Genomic DNA, 18,804 nt, shown 5'->3' with positions numbered 1-18,804 from the left:
GCTGTAAAGGGTCTGCCCGGTCTGGAGGTCGCGATAGGCAACGCGGTTGTGCAGGACGTGTTCTGCAATCGGCGTGCCGTTGGCCTGGATGATGGCGCGCAGTTCCGTCAGGGCTCGCGCCCTGCCATCGATGATGGTCTGCTTGGTCAGCACGAATATCGCAGGCAGCGGTCTACCCCGGCTCTCGACCGCCAGCGGAATGTAGTGGTCGGTGATCTGGATGGCGGCGGTCACATCGTCGAGGGCAAAATAGACCGGCACGACGACAATATCGGCCGCGAAGAGTCCGGCCATGAGGTTGTCATTCGTGGTGCCTTCCGTATCGATCAAGACGACGGAGCGCTCACCGTTGTGAGTGGCTGCGGCGTCGAGGATTTCCTGCGGGGTCATCGCGCTTACCAGCTGGAGCCTGTCAGGACGATTGCCAGCTTCGCCCAGCATCTGGAACCAGCGGTTCATATTCTGCCGCCGGTCGCCGTCGATAAGAGTGACCGAATAGCCCCTATGCAGCGCGACGGATGCGAGGGCACGCAGCATCGTCGATTTGCCAGTGCCGCCCTTGGGGATCGCAGCCGAGATGATCATGGGGGCCTCCTTCCGGCGTTGTCTCCTTGTCTCCATGTTAACATGGAGACAAGTCATCATGGACACATGAAGCAAAATCACGGTCGAAACATCATGACATAGTCGACGGGGAAGCCTGGTTTGGCAACCCAGGCGCGCACAGATAAGGGCTCGCTAAGATGCAGTTTTTGCGCAGCTGCTTTCGTCAGAAAAGAAGGTCCGGTGGCCCATCGACTGCGCATTTCCGACTAAGCTTTGCCGGCTGCGGACAGGGCCCGATGTACCCATGTTAACATGGATACAAGTCGCCAACGCATCATAGACACATCGCATCAAATCACGATGGGAACATTTCGCCCGCGCTGCTGCAAGGCGCGCCCATAATTTTCCTTTCTCCTCATCACTTCTTATTGGCAGGATAGCCTATTTTGTGATACACACAAAATAGGCGGCGCGGCCCTGGTGGGCCTTAGCGCCCGCAACCGGGCTTGAGAGATGGATGCAGACGTCCAGAAAGCAGCGGTAAAGAACGCGTCACGGCGCTACGGCGAGGTGACCCACATCCGGTTTTCGGCTGACGAGCTGGCTAACCTCAAAGCCATTGCGGAGCGGGACGGCGTGACCGTCAGCGAGGTCGTCCGGCGTCTCGTGCGGGCAGAGGCCGGGTATCTGCCTATCGCGTCAGAGGCGTTGCGGCCGGCGATCGTGGATATGACCGATCAGCTGCGGCGCGTCGGCATCAACTTCAATCAGGCGATGCGCGCCATGAACGACGGGCGGGTTGCCCGTGATGAGGATCTTGAGCAGGCTTTGATGGCGGTAGGCGACCTCGTGCGGCAGTTCCGCGAGGAACTGAAGGCGATGACTGGCGGGTCTCGCAAAGCGAGGGAAGCCAGGCCATGAGCGCTCGTCTTGCTGGCTACGCGGCCGAAATCGAACGCTATCTGCGGGGCGAGTCCGGCGTGAAGCGTGAGGAGCTGGACGACCACAAGTCCGTGACGGGCGCCGGACGCGCGGCCGGTGAATTCCAGGCGATGAAGAGTTATAAGCGGACCGGTGGCGGCGGACGCCTTGGGCAAGGACAAGCCGGCTCGACGCTAGGTGGAGGCAGGAACGCCTCTCGTTCGTTGGCGGGAGGGACAGGACTGGCGGGGAGCTCCATGTCCAAGAGGGCACCGAAGTCCACTGCTGCTGCGAGCTCGCCCAAGGTCGCTAGCGCGCCGATCATGGTCTATGGCGCCACGCTCGCCGGTTTCCGCCCGGAAGAAGAGGAGGAAGACTGGAAGCGGCGCGGCGGCGGCGGCCGTGGTGCGGGTGGCGCGAGCGCTACAGGGCGAGCGGCGCGGACGGGCTATCAGGCGCGGGCCGTGGCGRCACGGGCAGGGTATGCGGCGGGCGCGCAGCCTGCCGTGTTCAAGGTCATGCCCAATCCTCCGTCGACCAAGGAAGCCGCTGCCCGACTTCTCAATTACATCGGGAAGCGCGAGGACGAAAAAGGCGAGAAACACGACATCGAGATTTTTGACGAGGACGGGCAGGTCCTGGCGACAGGCGGCGCACGAAAGGCGTTCCTGGAAACGCATTGCGAGACGTTCGAGCCGCCCCTGGAAAACACCAATTTTCTGGAGGTTCGTTTCGAGCTCGCCGGCGAGGTCACCGATGCCGCCTTGAGCGAAGCGTTGAACAAGGCCTTCGGTGCAAAACCGTTCATCTATGCTCAGGACGGTCAGACGGTGGAGGCTTACGCGCACACGGATGAGCGGGCCGGACCGCTTGCCAGAGTCCTGGCCGGTGGTCGGGAGAATTCGCGCAGCAAGGCGCTCGACAAGATCGAGGCGCGCTTGTCTGAGGCGATGAGCGCGGCGGGGGTGGTAGCTAACGCAGAGGTAACGGCGGCCGTCAGCCGTGAACCCAAAGCGAAATACTTTTTGCAAAAGTTCATCCGTACAAACAAAGACGTCCGCACTGCGAACGGCGAGCCAATCCGGGGCGCGAGGAACCCCGCCAAGGTGGCGGCCTCGGTCTATGAACAATGGCGCCCGCAGTTTTCGGGGCGTGAACGCCGCAATGCCTATCACCTGCTTTTCTCGGCAAGAGCCGGCACCGATGCCAACGCCGTCATGGCCGCGGCGCGCGCCGTGCTCGAGGAGCGCGCGCCAGGATACAAATTCGTCCTGGCTCATCACAAGGACACCAAGCACGTCCATATCCACGCGATGGTGCAGGCGCGCTCTGCCGACGGCGAACGCCTGAAATTCTACAAGCCAGATCTGGTCGCCTGGCGCGAGACTTTTGCGGAGAAAGCACGCGAGAACGGCATTGCGATGGTAGCGACGCGGCGCATGGACCATGCAATGACGCGGCCATTCACGAAGGAGCATGCCGGAGCCTACAGCCGTGCCCAGAGCGATCCGCGCTACCAGGTCAGCGCCCGGACGATCGAGCGGGTGGAGGCCAAGCGGCAACGCCGTTTGGATGGACAATCGCTTGTCGTGAACGGCGATGCAATCGCTGTCGCATGGCAAAAGACTGTGACGACGATGCGGACCGSGGGTGTAGTCGGTCAGGCTCTCACGGCAGCGGAGTCGATCGGCAACAATTTTCTGCAGTTCCGTCGCGATCGGGCAGGGGAGGGGCAGCCAGGGCCTGCCGCGGGGCGCGGAGCTGATCAATCGGGGCAGAAGTCTTTCCTGTCCCATCCCGGTATGAGAGAATTGAATGCACTGATAGGAGATTTGAACATGGCGCAAACCCCCTTGGAAATGCGGCGTCAGATGGCCCGCGTCAATCAGGCTCTGGACAACATGCGGGAGACGCTGCCACCGGCGCAGCAAGGACAGTTCGAACAGTATCGTGAAGAGGTCAACGACAAGATGCACGACCGTCTCGCGCGGCTGCAATTCGAGCGGCAGCAGCAGCGTCGTGGCGGTGGCGGTGGCGAGCCGATCGCCCAWCGCGAGGCGCGAGGGCGAGACCTTCTAACCCGGGACGATCGCCGCGAGCCTGAGCAGCCGCGCACAGGCACCAAGCAAGAGATGAGACCCAAGCAGAAGGACGCCAATCAACAGAAGGCACGGCAGTCGGAAGAGCAGGACCGCAAGACACAGCGCTCAAACGATAACGATTACGAGCGCTGAGCAAAGATCGCTTGCCGGCCCTTTAAGGCGCGGGAGAGTGCAGGGAAATGTCGCCGAGGCTCGTTCGTGCGTCGGAGGTTCAGGATCAAGAGCCACGCATCTCATTGCGAGGAAGATATTGAAATCCGCTAACCTGCCGCATCGCGGGTGATCAGATGCTGGTCCCGTTTCCGGCGAGCCGAAGGATCTGTCTCTCAAAATCAGGTTGCGTCTACCTTCCGGACGTAGCGCAATATCGATGTGTTTCAATAAGTTAGGAGTATGCCGCTTCTCAATTCTCGCTCTTTCGGCTTTTGCCTAGGTATAAGAGCGGCGAGAGATCAATGAGTTAGTGCTTTGCGGGTGTGGTGAAACTGGTAGACGCGCTGGATTCAAAATCCAGTTCCGAAAGGAGTGTCGGTTCGAGCCCGACCACCCGCACCACTTCTTAGAATCAATGGCATTCGACAGTCAGGACGTTTGAATCCACTCGGGGTACCCAAGCCTCGATAACTTCTCATGCGCCCCTCCGAAGTCGAATGCCCTGCGGTCCAATCGCGGAGGGTGCGCCAACATTCTTCAAAGCGTCTAACTACGAATCTTGGGGTCAGGAGTTCGAAACTCTTTCGGGCGCACCATTCCAACAAATTACAATCGTTGATATTTTTGGCCTTTCTGGCTTCTCTGGCTTCTCTGGTGGAAGCAGAAGAAGCCCATACTATCGTGCTGGCGGTGGGCACCGTGAGCGGCTGGCGGCCGACCTTGACGGGAACCGGGGGCCGGATTGGGGCCCTGCGGAAGGCAGCGAAGATACGACGTCTGAGCGCGCGCGCCATTGCCGCAACCCCGTCAGAGACCCTTACACTGGGCGGACGAGGTCGCGTGAGCACGTCTTTCCGTTCTGGGCTCTCAAAGGACTTGAAGCCGTTCGCAACCTGATTGAGTTCTCTCGCATACAGGCCAGCAGTAGGAACGGCCTGACTGCTCATTTAGTGAGCAGACCTCCACCCCAGAGAAATTACCTGTCCCAACACGACTACGACCTCACAATCCAGTATGATACAGACCCGTGCCGCGCCAAGCGAACCACCTTCAGGCTGCAGTTGTTAAGGTCGAGGGAAAGCACCCGGCTACAAGAGGAGGAACGATGACAAAACCGAACGCTTGGAGGCGCCTTGTAGACGAACCGCATGCGATGACAGTGATTGACGTGCAGCCCATTGGGGTGGCGGACGAAACCGTGCGAGTGGTTGTCTACACACGAGACGTTTACCACGGGGTGGCTGCGCTTGCAGCTCTGCGATTTGCAATTACTGAGGTCATTCAGGGGGTCGCGGAAGGCACCCTGTGTGGTGCTCAAGATCAGAACGGCCACCTCGAATATGAATGGCAGTCGCCCATGGCGAATGCGACAACTCGGAGTCACCTGGAACGGTAGTCGGTGCTACGTGGTGGCGGCGACGTCCCCATTCGGCCAGACAACTCCAATCCGCCATAATTCGCTTCGCTCGCGGCCAATGCTTCCAGCGCCTCTGGCAGGCGAGCCGCTGGCGTGGTGGCCGCGTTGGGCGATGTCGCATAGAGGCCAATCACATTGGCCGTCATGCCGCACTAAGCGTCACGCCGACGCGACCGGCCCGGTTCGCAGTGCTTGCAGCGTCCCTTAATCTCGATGTGGTCGCGTTCAGTCATGCCTCTTTCCAGCAAATTCCGGGTTCGGACCGCGCGTCCCTCTTGCCTGCTCCCGAGCATTGCCATATCGATTTGTCCTACAAATAGGGAGGCCTTGATGTCTGGCGCCGCGACAGCCAAGAAAAAGTTTCGCTCGCAGGAGTGGTTTGACAATCCGGACGACCCGGGGATGACGGCGCTCTATCTCGAGCGCTACCTCAATTACGGTCTGACGCGCGCCGAACTGATGTCCGGCAAGCCGCTGATCGGTATTGCCCAGACCGGCTCGGATCTCTCGCCTTGCAACCGCCACCATATCGAACTGGCCAAGCGCGTGCGCGAAGGCATTGTGTCGGCGGGTGGCATCCCGTTCGAATTCCCCTGTCATCCGATCCAGGAGACGGGCAAGCGCCCGACCGCCGCGCTTGATCGCAACCTTGCCTATCTCAGCCTGGTAGAAGTGCTATACGGCTATCCGCTGGACGGCGTCGTCCTCACCATCGGCTGCGACAAGACAACGCCGGCCTTGCTAATGGCGGCAGCCACCGTCAACATTCCCGCCATCGCCCTGTCGGTCGGCCCCATGCTGAATGGCTGGCACAAGGGCAAGCGCACCGGCTCCGGCACGATAGTCTGGGAATCGCGCGAGCGCCTGGCCGCCGGCGAGATTGCCTATGACGAATTCATGGACATCGTCGCCTCCTCGGCGCCGTCCACCGGCTATTGCAACACCATGGGCACTGCCACGACGATGAATTCGCTGGCGGAAGCAATTGGCATGGAACTCCCTGGCGGCGCTGCCATCCCGGCGCCGTATCGCGAGCGTGGCCAGATTTCCTATGAGACGGGGAAACGCATCGTCGAGATGGTGCATGAGGATATGAAGCCGTCCGACATCATGACGAGAGAGGCTTTCGAGAACGCCATCGTCGTCAATTCGGCCATTGGCGGCTCGACCAACGCGCCTATCCATCTCAACGCTATCGCCCGCCACCTTGGCATCAAGCTCGACAATGACGATTGGCAGGCGGTCGGCCACAAGATCCCGCTGCTGCTGAATTTGCAACCGGCCGGCGAGTATCTCGGCGAGGATTATCACCATGCCGGCGGAGTGCCGGCGGTTGTGGCCGAATTGATGAAGGCCGGGCTGCTGCCCTATCCCGAGGCCATGACCGTCAACGGCAAAACGATCGGCAACAATTGCAGCGGCGCCGTCAACGAAAACGTCGACGTCATCCGCACCGTCGCCGAGCCGTTGGTCAAGGAAGCGGGCTTCATCAACCTGAAGGGGAATTTGTTCGATTCGGCCATCATGAAGACCAGCGTCATCTCCAAGGAGTTCCGCGACCGCTATTTGTCGAACCCGAAGGATCCTGAGGCCTTCGAAGGCAAGGCCGTGGTCTTCGACGGGCCGGAAGATTACCACGCCCGCATCGACGATCCGGCCGAGAACATCGATGAGTTCGCCATCCTGTTCATGCGCGGAGCAGGGCCGGTCGGTTATCCCGGCGGGGCTGAAGTGGTCAACATGCAGCCGCCGGCCTACCTCATCAAACGCGGCATCCACTCGCTGCCTTGCGTTGGCGATGGCCGTCAGTCAGGCACGTCGGGCACGCCTTCGATCCTCAATGCCTCGCCGGAAGCGGCGATCGGCGGCGGGCTGGCGCTGCTCAAAGCCGGCGACCGCGTCCGCATCGATCTGCGCAATGGCACTGCCGACATGCTCGTCACCGACGATGAGATTGCTCGCCGCCGCGCAAAGCTGCAGAACAATGGCGGCTATCACTCCCCCAAGCACCAGACGCCGTGGCAGGAAATCCAGCGCGGCATGGTTGACCAGCTCGCAGACGGCATGGTGCTAAGGCCAGCAGTAAAATACCAGGATGTGGCACACACCAGCGGTGTCCCGAGGAATAATCACTGAACAGGGCTGCGGTGCCTTGCGTATACGCCGAGACCGCCGGCTTGATCTCGATCAAGCCGGCATGAGCGTCGTTGCTATTGCACCCCGTGTCTGGATGTAGCTTTGGCGTTCCTTTAGCGTGCTGGYGGTGAGGGTTGTCGCCGCAGCGTTGTAAAAGGCTGGCAGGCTGCGTCTGCAGCGCGGCGTGTACCGACCTGGCTCAACACGAACGCGCGCGATGCGCCGGACCGGTCAGATGGGGTCGGTGGCCGTTCATTAGATCACGCTCGCTACCTTCAAGACGCATCTTCGCGTTGGATCAGGCGCGTCGTTCCCAACCGTTGGTGCCCAGATGCTCCTGGGGGGTGAAGCGGATCTTGTATTGCATCTTGCGGGAGCCTTCGACCCAATACCCGAGATAGACATAGGGCAGCTTCAAAGCTTGCGCCCGATTGATGTGATCAAGGATCATGAGCGTTCCGAGCGACGTGCCTCCGTCATGGGGATCGTAGAAGGAATAGACCATCGACAGACCGTCAGTCATGACGTCGGTCAGCGCGGCAGCAACGAGCACGCCGTCGCTGGTGTAGCCCGTCAGCGGGCCCGGTCTGGGGCGCCGGTATTCAATTACCTGTGTATTAACGTGCGTATCTTCGACCATCATCGCATATTCGAGGATGCCCATGTCGGACATTCCACCTGCACGATGCCGCGCGTCCACATAACGTCGGAAGAGCGTAAATTGCTCGGTTGATGCCTGAGCCTTGTGGGCTGAACTGATGAGGTTCCTGTTGCGCAGCCAAACCCGTTGCATCGAGCGGGTCTTGTTGAATTCCTTGACAAGGATCCGCACCGATATGCATGCGTGACAGGTCTCGCAGGCTGGCCGATAGGCAATGTTCTGCGATCGCCGGAAGCCGCTTTGCGACAAGTGATCATTCAGTTCGGCTGCTTTCCCGTCGACAAGGTGCGCGAAAATCTTTCGCTCGAATTGGCTTTCCAGATACGGGCAGAGCGTCGGGGCGGTCAGATAGAACTGTGGCGAAGATTGTGCGCGGTGTGTCATTCGTCTTCTTTCAATGTGCTGGGCAGCATGGCCCTGCAATAGGAAAGGTCAACTGCCCTTTAAAGCGATTGGACCTTGGGCCGCCTTCAACATGGCAATTGTGGAATTCGCCGGGTAGGGCCTTGAGCCGCTTACCTTTACCTCGTGCGTTTGATTAGGTCACACCTATTGTCCTATTCCGCCTCTTTTACCGCCCCTTAAGCCATCGCGCGCATGCTTATCGTGCCGTTCAACTCCGAGCGATCAGCCAAGAATTTTGGAAATATATCTACTCCTGTCGGAAGCCGTGAGTGTCGCTGAAAGTCGAACTTTGCGGGTCGAACGAAGCGGTTTGATGGGGAGCGAGTGTGTGTACCGGAGTACCGAGTCATGAGACCACGTGGCAATCTTGTCGGACTGAGGCAGTTTCAGGTGAATGAGAAGCGGCGGCAGCTGCAGCAGCTCGACATGATGGTTGCCGATTTCGAACGAATGGCGCGAGAACTGGACTTCCAGATCAATGCTGAGGAAAATAAAGCCGGCATCTCCGACATCAACCATTTTGCTTATCCGACCTTCGCCAAGGCCGCCCGGCTGCGCCGAGACAACCTCAAGAATTCGCAATCGGACCTTCTGCGGCAGAGAACGGCAGCCGAGCCAGGCCTCACCGAGGCTGAAGCAGAGCTCTCCAAGGCGCAAATGCTGGAATCGCGCAGCGGCAGAGGCGATGGTCTCGAGCCCGGCAACCGAAGCGCCATAATCGGCTGAGCCGCACGGCTTCAGCGCGGCTCAATTCGCAACACCCGACTTTTACGCGCAAGCAGGCGCCCGGCATCTCCGTGCCCGCCCTAGCGAATTTGTCGCTAAGGCCAGAGCAAAGCCAAGTACGCCCTGCTTTTGGTAAGAATCAGCCTTATCGATCAATTTTGCGTGCCCGTGTGACATATCTTGACTGCTGCCTGAAGCATCATTATACAACGTTCATATTGCTTAACTACCTGTTGACGGGGGATGGCGTGATCACTTCTGCGCAAATGCGAGCTGCGCGGGCACTTCTGGGTATTGATCAGGTCAAACTGGCCGAATTGTCCGGGGTATCCATCGCTACCATTCAACGCATGGAGGCCAGCGATGGCAACGTGCGGGGCGTGGTCGACTCGCTGACCAAAGTCGTCGGAGCGCTCAATAGCGTGGGTGTCGATTTCGTCGGCGACCATGAGCGGAGTGATCGGGGTGGACGAGGCGTCCGCTTGCGTCATCCCGACGTGCTTCTTGGGAAAGCGCATTGAAAAACCGTCTTAGCGACGGCGACCGCCGACCCGTACGCCGACGTTGCCGCCGCCTTCAACTTGGGAAGGCTAACACCATGGACATGATAAACCCTCTCTCGCCGCCTTCGGCAGAGCCGACCTTTGTCGAGCTGTTCAGGCCGAAAATCATAGCCGTGCTGCGCGAGAGTTCTGGTCCGGCCAGCCTGTGTGCCGACTTGCTGGCCGGACTGACCGTCGCAATTGTCGCATGCCGCTGTCCATGGCGATTGCCATTGCCTCGGGCGCAACGCCAGTTTCGGAAGTTGCTTCTCAGAGCCTAGGACCGAAAAATGCGATTGGGGTATGCGCTTCTAAAAGTGACTGACGAAGATGGGGCAGCTCAGACCGCACGCCTGCTGAAGGCAGGGTGCGACCGGGTCTATGTTGAAAAGTCGTTCCGTCAACCCCGGCTGGTAACCCTGCTTGGGGACATCAAGTCAGGTGATGTTTTGGTGGTCGATGATCTTTCCAGGCTTGCCCCTACACCCGGCAGGCTGAGCATGGTGTTGGGATCGTTGCGCATTCTCGACGCCGGATTGGTGTCGATTGCAGATGAAATTGATACTGTCGACTGGCTACCCAACCAGGCAGCCCGGGTGTTCGAGGCTTTTGACCGCCTCGACCACGTTCGCAAGGCTAACAACGACGATTTCGACGACAAGCAGGTCGCGGCGGCGCGTGTGATGCTGTCGTCACAGACAATGTCGGTGCCCGAGGTAGCAGCGCAACTGGGGGTCAAGGAAAACGTGCTGCTTCAGAAGCTTGGCGCCAATTGGTTGGTTGCACAGGTTCTTATTTCGTCATTGCATCTGCTCTGATGGTGCACCGCCGGGAGTTCCCGCTAAAGTCTTTTTCAAAGCCTCGGCGGTGGTGTTGCCAAGGCGAAATCCGGCGATGACGCGTGCAGCGACATGCTCTCGTTCGGACGCGTCGGAGACGCGATGTTCGAGGGCAATACTCCTCCACGACCTGCTGCAGGATCGTCAGCTGTTCTGGACTGGCTGTATCAGGCATCAATTTCTCCAGTTTGGCTCTGCTAATGAACTCCATATGGGATAATTATGTCGATGGACGAGACACAGACAATCAACGAGCTTAAGCGAGCGATGCAATCGGTGCTCGAAGACCTTCGGGAATGCGAAGCGGCGCTTAACTATGGTGAAAGCAGTCGTGCGCGTGAGCGTATCATCGACACGATCGTCAGATTGGAAATCGTACTGCACGATGTCTACCGGAATCATCCTCGAACTTGATTCTATCATCGAGGCTCTCTTCTCTAGCGGGGCCCACAGTCATGTTTTTGCCAGCAATTCGGCAAGATGTAGCGCCACGGTTAGGTTTGATAAGCGCCACAGATGGGTGTGTTCTGCGGACCCATGGAGAGGCGACAACGTGTCAATTGCTAGCAATACCGCGGAAAACCTCAGACGGCTCTGTCGGTAAGCGCTGTATGCCGCGCGCTGCAGATAAATCGCACACAATTCGAGCGCCACCTCCAAGGGCAATCTGTTCCGAACAAAGCTACCGCCAAGCTGATCTGCGACTACTTCACCTGCGCCACAGGCAGTTGGAATGTTGGAATCAAAGGCTTCGAAACTCCCGGCAGGGTTCAAAAGCCTGTTCAGGCAGTTGATATGCCCGCCTTGCCCCGCAATCGCGGGCGGCACGTATTTCACCTACTTTTCGATCCCGAGTCGCGCCGACCTTCTGATGCGGTCGGTAACGTTTGTGCGGCGCGAAGCGGAGCGGGTCACATTCAGAAGAGTGACCGGAGGGCCTGAGCGCCGGGGATCGACACCTGTGCGTGGGCGCGGCAATCATTAGGGAGTGGCGATCTCACGCCTTAACTGGATTTATTTTCGCGGCATCAATCGCCGGCAGACGGGAGCCCCCTCGCTCCTCGCTGTATAACGGGCACCCATCTCGGAGCCGGTTCTAGCGGGTACGGCCATGCTATTGAGTATCCGGGCCAGCGGTTGTTTCCGTGGTCATGCGACAGGAGGTTGCCGACATCAGTCCAAGTCACGCCATCCGCATGGCTCACGTTGTCATGCTCGACGATCCGGATGCCGACCAACTCGTGGTCAGCCTCATCCAAGACGCTTAGCGGCGCTTTGAATGCTTGGTGGTCCCCACCTTAGCGATGGACTTGGCGATTTGGGTTGGATCGCGCGAGGCATAATTAGCCTTCTCAGCCGAGGATCTGTCCCTCGACGCAGGAGCGCCGCCTTCGTTTTCCCACCTGGCGAGACCCTGGCTCTCAATTGGGCAGCGTCGTCTGGTGATTTCTTCTTTAAGTCGCCCATGGGATCTAAATTGCGCGTCGCTCGGCGACATTTCAAGGAAGCGCCGATGAGAAATGCCACAGGAAGTATTAAGCCACCTGTCTTGCGAGCGCACATTTCGACCAAAGATCCGAAAGTGAATTGGCAAGATGGTCAATGTCAGCGTCCGTATGAAGCGGCGAAGGCGTGATGCGCAGTCTTTCCGTGCCACGCGGTACGGTGGGATAGTTGATCGGTTGCAGGTAGATCCCGTACCGATCAAGCAAGACGTCACTGATCCATTTGCATTTTATCGGATCGCCTACCATCACCGGCACAATGTGGCTTGGATTCGGCAGGCATTGAATGCCAATGTTGTTGAGCCGTCTGCGAACTTTTCTCACGCATTCCTGGTGGCGAGCCCGCTCTATGCTCGACGTCTTCAGATGACGGATCGAGGCCAGCGCGCCGGCCGCGACTGCCGGCGGGAGTGCTGTCGAGAAAATGAATCCGGAGGCGAATGAGCGGACAAAGTCGCAGACGACTGCGGACCCGGTGATGTAACCGCCCATAACGCCAAATGCCTTACCGAGTGTACCCTCGATGATCGTGACGCGGTTCATCAGCCCTTCACGCTCGGCGATGCCGCCGCCGTGGGGCCCGTAAAGGCCGACGGCATGGACCTCATCGAGGTAGGTCATCGCACCGTGCCTTTCAGCAACCGCGAGGATCTCGGCGAGCGGCGCAATATCGCCGTCCATCGAATAGACCGACTCAAAGACGATGATTTTCGGGCGCTCGTAGGGGTACTCGCAGAGAATGCGGTCAAGATCCTTCGGGTCGTTGTGCTTCCAGATCCGCTTCTCAGCCCTCGAATGGCGTATACCCTCTATGATCGAGGCGTKGTTGGCCTCATCGGAAAGGATCAGGCAGTCTGGTATATTGGCGCCTAGCGTTCCAAGGCGGCCCAGTTCGACACATAGCCGGAGGTAAAGAGGAGGGCGCCTTCCTTGCCATGCAGATCCGCAAGTTCCCGCTCGAGAAGGACATGATCACGGCAATTTCCGGAAATGTTGCGTGTGCCGCCAGCGCCGGCGCCGGATTTGTCGAGAGCCTCATGCATGGCACCAATCACCGTCGGGCTCTGCCCCATGCCCAAGTAGTCATTGGAACACCACACGGTTATATCGCGCTTCGAGCCACCGGCATGGCGCGTGGCGTGGGGAAAGGCGCCAGCGTGACGTTCAATTTCGGCAAAAACCCGATAGCGCCCTTCCTTTTGCAGGCCATCAAGCCTGGCTGCCAAGAGAACTTCGAAGTCCATAATCCTTCCTTTCACGAATTCTATGGAGTCTTGTTCATTCTCCCGCTGCGTTAGAAGGCCAATGGCTGGCCATTCTCGACACTGGATTTGCAGGAAACGGAATGGCGTTCGATCAGGTCAGGGTATTGGGCGGTGACTAACTGCAGGTCCGCGAGCTTTGTAAGGTGGATTGACCAGCCGCCCTCGACCGCAACTCCCCGCGCGTCGCCAGAGCCAAAATCGGTGAGGTAGCGGACCAGAGCAACAACATCTTGCACTCCGAGCTCGCGCCGTACCCTGACGACAAACCATTCGGCGGGTTGGCAATGCAGACCGGCTGGCGGATGGGAGTGATCGCTGGCGGTTTTTGCAGTGCCGAATGGTAGCATAGCGACTTCAGTCGCGTCACTTTCCTTGCCGGTGGTTATGCTGTCATCGAGTAAGTCAAAGTCCATCATGCGTCGGTGTATGCCTTCTTTGTGAACGGTCATCTTGTATCCAGGCCCGTCATCTCTCCATAGCGGGCTCAAAATTCCTGGCTGGGCGAGAGATGAAACGGGTCGATTCTTGAATCGTTTGGGGCTTCGTCTTTCATTTAGACTGCCGGTTCTGTTTGAATCGGCCTGTCTTTTGATCATCAAGCTTGTTAAGCAGATCGGCGGCGTCAGAGGCATCATCCTTGCTGAGGCCCACCATGACGCGGGAAGGCGTTTCTGTGGGCCGTTCAGGGCGATTGTCCAGAACGGACCAACTGCCACCTGTTGGCTCTTGATTTGGCGTATAGCGCCGCTTCATTGAGCGATCAGACCTCATGGCTTCCCCACTGCGTTCCTCGAACGCCCTTCTGCATAACCGGAATTGGGCTCCAGGCGATCATTGCAATCAATGAGTCCGGCCTGTTAACCCGACCGGGTGCGCCAGACGCACGCCTCGCCCCCCGTCATTACTGCGCTCATGATCCCCTATCATTTCAACGCCCTCTGCCTTGAATGCGCTTATGACTTTCATGAGCGTCTCGGCGACACCCCGTACGTCGCCTTCGCTGGCCTCCATGCGTTGAATGGTCGGCAGCGAAACGCCGGCACGTTCAGCCAGAGTTCTCTGGTCCATTCCAAGTAAGGCCCGCGCTGCTCGCATCTGCGAAGCGGTTATCATCTCTAAATTCTCCGGATCTGCGAATCCCTCGAAGACTACATTACGAAAAACCGCCCGCCGGGCGGCTGCAAGGCAACGGCTCTGGTAGCAAGTGGTCATCCGGGGGTGCCGCGTCCCAGCCGCGACAGCCAAAAAGCACTGAGCAACACGCCCTTAACCCGTGGCAGCAAAACGAGGATCAGCGCGATGACAATCAGCACCAATAATATCATCGTAACAACGAAATGAGATGTCAGAAGAGATTGAAACAAAAAATAGAGCGGGGCTGCAGCTATGCTTGCCAACAGGATTGTAAACCATGGCGCAGCGTCATCCGATTCAATATCACCAAAGCGCTCGCCGCACTCGGCGCAAATTTCTACTTGCTTCAGATATGCGCGATACAGTTTCCCCTGACCGCAATTTGGGCACCATCCCATGAAGCCCCGCCTAAGCGCGATTTGCAAGGTCGGGCGTGCAATTCTTGTACCACCGCTGTCCATCATGTTTCATGTATAAGACATGACCCTCAATGCTTCAACCCCGAGATATCTGTTATTCGACATGGACCATAGAATGATTTGAGTTGGGCGTTGCAGGGGCCGTAAGTGGCCCCTGCGTCTTCTTGATTCGCGGGCTTGCCATTAGAAAACGTCGGAGACCGGCCAGCCGCCGCGATCGGGCAGGAGGGCTTCGTTCGCTGCGATGGCGGTCATGTTAACGATGCCGCGGCTTGTGCAAGAGGGCGCCAAAATGTGTGCCGGTCTTTTTGGCCCCATCAGGATTGGCCCGATGGACAGCGCGTCATTCATTTCCTTGAGCAAGGTCATCGAAAGATTTGCAGCGTCAAGGTTCGGGAATATCAGCAGGTTTGCATCACCCTTCAATATGGTGTCGGGCACATAATGTTCACGCAGACGCTGATTTAGCGCAAGGTCACCCTGCATCTCGCCTTCGACGATTAGAGTAGGGTCAGCCACTCTCAGTTTGCCGTAGGCTTCGCGCATTTTGAGCGCGCTATCGCCATCGCGAGACCCAAAATCGGAATAGCTTAACAACGCCACGCGCGCGGTGATGCTGAAATGCCTGAGATGGTCTCTCGCGAGAAGCGTCATGCTAACGATCTCATCGGCACTTGGATTCATCGTCACGTAAGTGTCGGCAAGGAAAAGGACGCCCCGAGGCATGACGAGCATCGAGAGCGCTGAGGCCTCCTTCACGGGCTCCGCCAGCCCAATAATGGAGCGGATGTCGCGCAGGTGTTTGACGTAGCGTCCCTGCAGACCGCAGATCAGGCCATCGGCTTCGCCGCGTTTGACCGCGAGCGCGCCGATTACGGTGGTATTCGTGCGAACCATGGAACGTGCCGTCTCAGGCGCCACGCCGCTCCGTCCGACAAGAGAATGAAACAATGCGACATAGTCGCGGTAGCGCGGGTCGTCCTCAGGATTGATGATTTCAAAATCGCGTCCTGGTTCAAGCGTAAGGCCGAAACGTGCAATTCGCTGTTCGATCACGGCCGGCCGCCCGATAAGAATCGGGCGCGCGATGCGCTCTTCTAGGATCACCTGCGTCGCCCGAAGGACTCTTTCATCTTCGCCATCGGCAAAAACGATCCTCTTACCTTGGTTCCGCACACGGTCGATGATTGGCTTCATGACCAGGCCCGAGCGGAACACAAAACGGTTGAGGCTATCGTGGTACGCGTCGAAATCGGCGATCGGGCGTGTTGCGACGCCAGTCTCCATGGCTGCTCGCGCTACCGCCGGCGCGATCCTCAAGATCAGCCTCTGATCGAAGGGATCCGGGATGATGTGATCCTTTCCATAGATAGCCGGCTCACCCGATGGGGATGCCTCCAAGCCCGGTTCATGGGCCAGATTGGCAATCGCTTTCACCGCTGCAAGCTTCATCTCCTCGTTAATCGTTGTGGCGCCGACATCGAGTGCGCCGCGGAAGATGAAAGGGAAACAAAGGACGTTGTTGACCTGGTTGGAATAGTCAGAGCGCCCGGTGCAGATGATGGCATCAGGACGAACTGCTTTCGCTTCTTCGGGCATGATTTCAGGCGTTGGATTAGCAAGCGCCAGTACCAGCGGATTTTTGCCCATCGCCTTAAGCATTTCGGGCTTGAGAACGCCAGGCCCTGAGAGTCCGAGAAAAACGTCAGCGCCGTCCATTACGTCAGCAAGCTTTGTCGCATCGGTGGTCTGGGCGAATTTCCCTCGCCAGGGGTCAACGACACCGGCACGTTTATGGGTGACCAGACCTGCTTTATCGGCGACCCAGATGTTTTCGTATTTGGCGCCGAGCGCCACAAGTAGATTAAGACAGGCGATAGCCGCTGCCCCAGCGCCCGATGTACAAATTTTTGCCGTCTCAATGTTCTTTCCAGCAAGCTCGAGTCCGTTGAGAACCGCGGCTCCGACAATGATGGCCGTGCCGTGCTGGTCGTCATGAAAGACCGGGATGTTCATGCGCGCGCGCAGCGCTGCCTCGATCTCGAAGCATTCCGGCGCCTTTATGTCTTCAAGATTGATACCCCCGAAAGTGGGCTCCAATGGCGCTATGATGTCGACGAGTTTTTTTGGGTCAGTTTCATCGATCTCGATGTCAAAGACGTCTATGCCGGCGAATTTCTTGAACAGGACGGCCTTTCCTTCCATTACGGGCTTGGCAGCAAGAGCACCGATGTGTCCGAGCCCTAAGACTGCGGTGCCGTTGGATATGACCGCCACCAGATTGCCGCGCGCGGTGTATCTGACGACCGTCTCAGGGTCTGCAGCTATTTCTTCGCAAGGCGCCGCCACTCCGGGTGAGTAGGCCAACGCCATATCCCGTTGGTTACCAAGGGGTTTTGTCGACTGGACCTCCAGCTTTCCCGGCCGCGGATGTTCATGATAATAAAGGGCAGCCTCCCGCAATCCCGTCCTTTTCTCACTTGGGCTGCCAGTCATGACTATCTCCATCCTCAACGCGTCAGCGTACGGTTAGCCTCAGGACTCAGCTGCCTTGGCATCACCAGGCCCGTTCTGCAGTCCAGTTATCTTGAGGGCGAAAGAGTTCTTTCCAGTGCTTGGGAAAGCGTTGCGGTCGGCCTGAGCTGTCCACAATCGCGCACTCAACCGTTGCCGTGATCAGAATATCGGCGCCGCGCCGAATCCTTTGTGCCATGAGGACACGCACAACGGAGATTTTTGCCGTCGACGTTTCTACGGTGACGAGATCATCGATTCGGGCCGGCTGTCGGAAATCGACCTCAAGACGCCGGATAACCCAGGCCAATGGCCCCGCGAAGTTGCCGTCCGCGCTTCCGAGGTGCCCAATTCCGACATGCCGCAGGTATTCGATGCGACCACGCTCAAGGAATTCCAGATATCGTGCATGGTAGACCACTCCGGAAAAATCCGTGTCCGCATAATAGATACGGGCCTCCAACCGGTGGCCGGTATCCGTCAATTCTCCCGCCAGCATCGCTTCGCCATCGGCAGCGGATTCCTTGTGATCGACCATATCTACCGTCCGTCCCTGTCAAACCGACAGAGTTGCCAAGAATTGCTCAATCGCGCTCCGATCCCGGTGACCGCGTGCTCCAGATCACGCTTAGAAGTAGTCCTTTGGCCCGTGGCAGAACAACCAGCGCCGCGCACATAGCCACCACCGGCCATAAGGCCATAGAAACCCAATTCGGCAGAGATGTTTGACTTTCGACTGCAAGGGCAGTTGGTACAACGAGATGGCCGACAACCAGAATCGTGAGCCAGGGAGCTGCATCGTCGGAGCGAATATGCCCATACTGCTGACCACAAACATCGCAGTGATCCACTTGCTTCAAGTATGAGGCAAACAGCCGGCCTTTTCCGCAGTCGGGGCAGCGTCCAAGCAGCCCTCGGCGCGCGGCGACAACGAGAGTGGGTCTTTCGCCTTCTTGCTCCTCGGGCGTCAAATGATCGGATATTCGCAGACGGGATGCGCCGTCCATGGGATTGTCCGTTGGCGTATTCACAGCGCCCGCCTTGCCGCTTGGGCATTGGCGCCAAAACCCGCCACAGCGATGCTCATCACGCCTGACCAGGTGACTGAGGCGGCCCAGGCACATCCATCGGAGACGGCATCGAGCAATAGAGCCGGCGGCGGGCGAAGCGCCAAGACGGCAAATCCGATCGAGGCTAGCGTAAGCTGGGTCAGCAGGCTCCTTGTCGCATAATCCGGATCACTCGGACGCATCAAGTACGACGCGAAGCGGATACGCTCAGCCGTGAAATAGACAACCGGATTGTTGGTCAGGGCTATCACCAAGGCCATCGCGAGATAGATGCACCGCAGAATGGGGAGGAGCGCGTCGAATTCAGATTCGGTGTCAGCACCGGCGTCCGGAGGTACCAGGACGATTGGTACCTGTCGTACCGACAGCAAGATGACAAAGGTTACCAACCCTGCGGCCATGCATTGGATGCATGCGGCGAAAATGCCAGCCTGAAAGAGCCGCAGCAT

General features: G+C 58.4%; 17 protein-coding genes, 1 tRNA gene and 3 pseudogenes. 10 read left to right on the top strand and 11 right to left on the bottom strand.

The window, feature by feature from the left end:
- Nucleotides 1-585 (bottom strand): nucleotide-binding protein (locus AC1D08_RS31050; RefSeq protein ID WP_477424934.1); only part of this gene is annotated, 585 nt, incomplete at its 3' end.
- A 474-nt stretch (nucleotides 586-1,059) separates the two neighbouring features.
- Between AC1D08_RS31050 and AC1D08_RS31045 the strand changes: the two genes are divergently transcribed.
- From AC1D08_RS31045 to AC1D08_RS31030, 4 genes are all read left to right on the top strand, one after another.
- The gene (locus AC1D08_RS31045) at nucleotides 1,060-1,467 is read left to right on the top strand and encodes a hypothetical protein (RefSeq protein ID WP_477424933.1); all 408 of its coding nucleotides are present in this window, start codon (nucleotides 1,060-1,062) and stop codon (nucleotides 1,465-1,467) included.
- Nucleotides 1,464-3,701: a relaxase/mobilization nuclease domain-containing protein gene (locus AC1D08_RS31040; RefSeq protein ID WP_477424931.1), complete on the top strand. Its 2,238-nt coding sequence runs from the start codon at nucleotides 1,464-1,466 to the stop codon at nucleotides 3,699-3,701. Before AC1D08_RS31045 ends, AC1D08_RS31040 begins: the two co-directional genes overlap by 4 nt.
- 338 nt (nucleotides 3,702-4,039) lie before the next feature.
- Nucleotides 4,040-4,124 (top strand) — tRNA-Leu (locus AC1D08_RS31035).
- Between the two features lie 1,345 nt (nucleotides 4,125-5,469).
- Nucleotides 5,470-7,275 carry an IlvD/Edd family dehydratase gene (locus tag AC1D08_RS31030; RefSeq protein ID WP_477424929.1) on the top strand — a complete coding sequence of 602 codons (1,806 nt, stop codon included), beginning with the start codon at nucleotides 5,470-5,472 and terminating at the stop codon, nucleotides 7,273-7,275.
- 298 nt (nucleotides 7,276-7,573) lie between these two features.
- On the opposite strand, the gene AC1D08_RS31025 is transcribed toward AC1D08_RS31030, so the two are convergent.
- Nucleotides 7,574-8,320 carry an arginyltransferase gene (locus AC1D08_RS31025; protein ID WP_477424927.1) on the bottom strand — a complete coding sequence of 249 codons (747 nt, stop codon included), beginning with the start codon at nucleotides 8,318-8,320 and terminating at the stop codon, nucleotides 7,574-7,576.
- A 369-nt stretch (nucleotides 8,321-8,689) separates the two neighbouring features.
- Between AC1D08_RS31025 and AC1D08_RS31020 the strand changes: the two genes are divergently transcribed.
- The 6 genes and pseudogenes from AC1D08_RS31020 (at nucleotide 8,690) to AC1D08_RS30995 (ending at nucleotide 11,716) form a co-directional block, all read left to right on the top strand.
- Nucleotides 8,690-9,067, top strand: coding sequence for a flagellar export protein FliJ (locus tag AC1D08_RS31020; RefSeq protein ID WP_477424926.1), 378 nt, complete (start codon nucleotides 8,690-8,692; stop codon nucleotides 9,065-9,067).
- Nucleotides 9,068-9,315: 248 nt separating this feature from the next.
- On the top strand, nucleotides 9,316-9,588 hold the full coding sequence (locus tag AC1D08_RS31015) for a helix-turn-helix domain-containing protein (protein WP_477424940.1): 273 nt from the start codon (nucleotides 9,316-9,318) through the stop codon (nucleotides 9,586-9,588).
- Nucleotides 9,589-9,665: 77 nt separating this feature from the next.
- Nucleotides 9,666-9,862, top strand: a pseudogene (locus AC1D08_RS31010) (SulP family inorganic anion transporter); the annotation flags it as partial.
- Nucleotides 9,863-9,899: 37 nt separating this feature from the next.
- A complete protein-coding gene (locus tag AC1D08_RS31005; protein ID WP_477424924.1) occupies nucleotides 9,900-10,427 on the top strand; it encodes a recombinase family protein in 528 nt (175 codons plus the stop codon).
- 249 nt (nucleotides 10,428-10,676) lie between these two features.
- Nucleotides 10,677-10,862 (top strand): hypothetical protein, encoded by a 186-nt coding sequence (locus AC1D08_RS31000; RefSeq protein ID WP_477424922.1) that lies wholly within the window; start codon nucleotides 10,677-10,679, stop codon nucleotides 10,860-10,862.
- A gap of 139 nt (nucleotides 10,863-11,001) precedes the next feature.
- Nucleotides 11,002-11,716, top strand: a pseudogene (locus AC1D08_RS30995) (XRE family transcriptional regulator).
- Between the two features lie 267 nt (nucleotides 11,717-11,983).
- Here AC1D08_RS30995 and hemA read toward each other — a convergent pair.
- From hemA to AC1D08_RS30950, 9 genes and pseudogenes are all read right to left on the bottom strand, one after another.
- Nucleotides 11,984-13,197, bottom strand: a pseudogene (gene hemA / locus AC1D08_RS30990) (5-aminolevulinate synthase).
- Nucleotides 13,198-13,247: 50 nt separating this feature from the next.
- Nucleotides 13,248-13,667 carry a hypothetical protein gene (locus AC1D08_RS30985; protein WP_477424920.1) on the bottom strand — a complete coding sequence of 140 codons (420 nt, stop codon included), beginning with the start codon at nucleotides 13,665-13,667 and terminating at the stop codon, nucleotides 13,248-13,250.
- Between the two features lie 100 nt (nucleotides 13,668-13,767).
- On the bottom strand, nucleotides 13,768-13,971 hold the full coding sequence (locus AC1D08_RS30980) for a hypothetical protein (protein WP_477424918.1): 204 nt from the start codon (nucleotides 13,969-13,971) through the stop codon (nucleotides 13,768-13,770).
- Nucleotides 13,972-14,058: 87 nt separating this feature from the next.
- On the bottom strand, nucleotides 14,059-14,331 hold the full coding sequence (locus AC1D08_RS30975; protein WP_436175524.1) for a helix-turn-helix domain-containing protein: 273 nt from the start codon (nucleotides 14,329-14,331) through the stop codon (nucleotides 14,059-14,061).
- Nucleotides 14,332-14,426: 95 nt separating this feature from the next.
- Nucleotides 14,427-14,813: a DUF983 domain-containing protein gene (locus AC1D08_RS30970; protein ID WP_477424916.1), complete on the bottom strand. Its 387-nt coding sequence runs from the start codon at nucleotides 14,811-14,813 to the stop codon at nucleotides 14,427-14,429.
- 141 nt (nucleotides 14,814-14,954) lie between these two features.
- A complete protein-coding gene (locus AC1D08_RS30965; protein ID WP_477424914.1) occupies nucleotides 14,955-17,267 on the bottom strand; it encodes an NADP-dependent malic enzyme in 2,313 nt (770 codons plus the stop codon).
- Between the two features lie 61 nt (nucleotides 17,268-17,328).
- The gene (locus AC1D08_RS30960) at nucleotides 17,329-17,823 is read right to left on the bottom strand and encodes a YbgC/FadM family acyl-CoA thioesterase (protein ID WP_477424912.1); all 495 of its coding nucleotides are present in this window, start codon (nucleotides 17,821-17,823) and stop codon (nucleotides 17,329-17,331) included.
- Nucleotides 17,824-17,869: 46 nt separating this feature from the next.
- Nucleotides 17,870-18,292, bottom strand: coding sequence for a DUF983 domain-containing protein (locus AC1D08_RS30955; RefSeq protein ID WP_477424910.1), 423 nt, complete (start codon nucleotides 18,290-18,292; stop codon nucleotides 17,870-17,872).
- Between the two features lie 20 nt (nucleotides 18,293-18,312).
- Complete coding sequence (locus AC1D08_RS30950) at nucleotides 18,313-18,804, bottom strand: hypothetical protein (RefSeq protein ID WP_477424908.1); 492 nt, start codon at nucleotides 18,802-18,804, stop codon at nucleotides 18,313-18,315.

Source organism: Mesorhizobium sp. P2_E6 (assembly GCF_056403835.1).
Note: the sequence above shows the minus strand (reverse complement) of the source record. Positions and strands in the feature narration are given on the sequence as shown.

What these genes read in the sequence shown, in the direction of transcription:
- AC1D08_RS30960 (WP_477424912.1), bottom strand. Translation starts at nt 17,823, where the DNA reads ATGGTCGATCACAAGGAATCCGCTGCCGATGGCGAAGCGATGCTGGCG.
- AC1D08_RS30970 (WP_477424916.1), bottom strand. Translation starts at nt 14,813, where the DNA reads ATGGACAGCGGTGGTACAAGAATTGCACGCCCGACCTTGCAAATCGCG.
- AC1D08_RS30955 (WP_477424910.1), bottom strand. Translation starts at nt 18,292, where the DNA reads ATGGACGGCGCATCCCGTCTGCGAATATCCGATCATTTGACGCCCGAG.
- AC1D08_RS30950 (WP_477424908.1), bottom strand. Translation starts at nt 18,804, where the DNA reads ATGCTGCGGCTCTTTCAGGCTGGCATTTTCGCCGCATGCATCCAATGC.
- AC1D08_RS30985 (WP_477424920.1), bottom strand. Translation starts at nt 13,667, where the DNA reads ATGACCGTTCACAAAGAAGGCATACACCGACGCATGATGGACTTTGAC.
- AC1D08_RS31020 (WP_477424926.1), top strand. Translation starts at nt 8,690, where the DNA reads ATGAGACCACGTGGCAATCTTGTCGGACTGAGGCAGTTTCAGGTGAAT.
- AC1D08_RS31030 (WP_477424929.1), top strand. Translation starts at nt 5,470, where the DNA reads ATGTCTGGCGCCGCGACAGCCAAGAAAAAGTTTCGCTCGCAGGAGTGG.
- AC1D08_RS30975 (WP_436175524.1), bottom strand. Translation starts at nt 14,331, where the DNA reads ATGATAACCGCTTCGCAGATGCGAGCAGCGCGGGCCTTACTTGGAATG.
- AC1D08_RS31000 (WP_477424922.1), top strand. Translation starts at nt 10,677, where the DNA reads ATGGACGAGACACAGACAATCAACGAGCTTAAGCGAGCGATGCAATCG.
- AC1D08_RS31005 (WP_477424924.1), top strand. Translation starts at nt 9,900, where the DNA reads ATGCGATTGGGGTATGCGCTTCTAAAAGTGACTGACGAAGATGGGGCA.
- AC1D08_RS30980 (WP_477424918.1), bottom strand. Translation starts at nt 13,971, where the DNA reads ATGAAGCGGCGCTATACGCCAAATCAAGAGCCAACAGGTGGCAGTTGG.
- AC1D08_RS31025 (WP_477424927.1), bottom strand. Translation starts at nt 8,320, where the DNA reads ATGACACACCGCGCACAATCTTCGCCACAGTTCTATCTGACCGCCCCG.
- AC1D08_RS30965 (WP_477424914.1), bottom strand. Translation starts at nt 17,267, where the DNA reads ATGACTGGCAGCCCAAGTGAGAAAAGGACGGGATTGCGGGAGGCTGCC.
- AC1D08_RS31045 (WP_477424933.1), top strand. Translation starts at nt 1,060, where the DNA reads ATGGATGCAGACGTCCAGAAAGCAGCGGTAAAGAACGCGTCACGGCGC.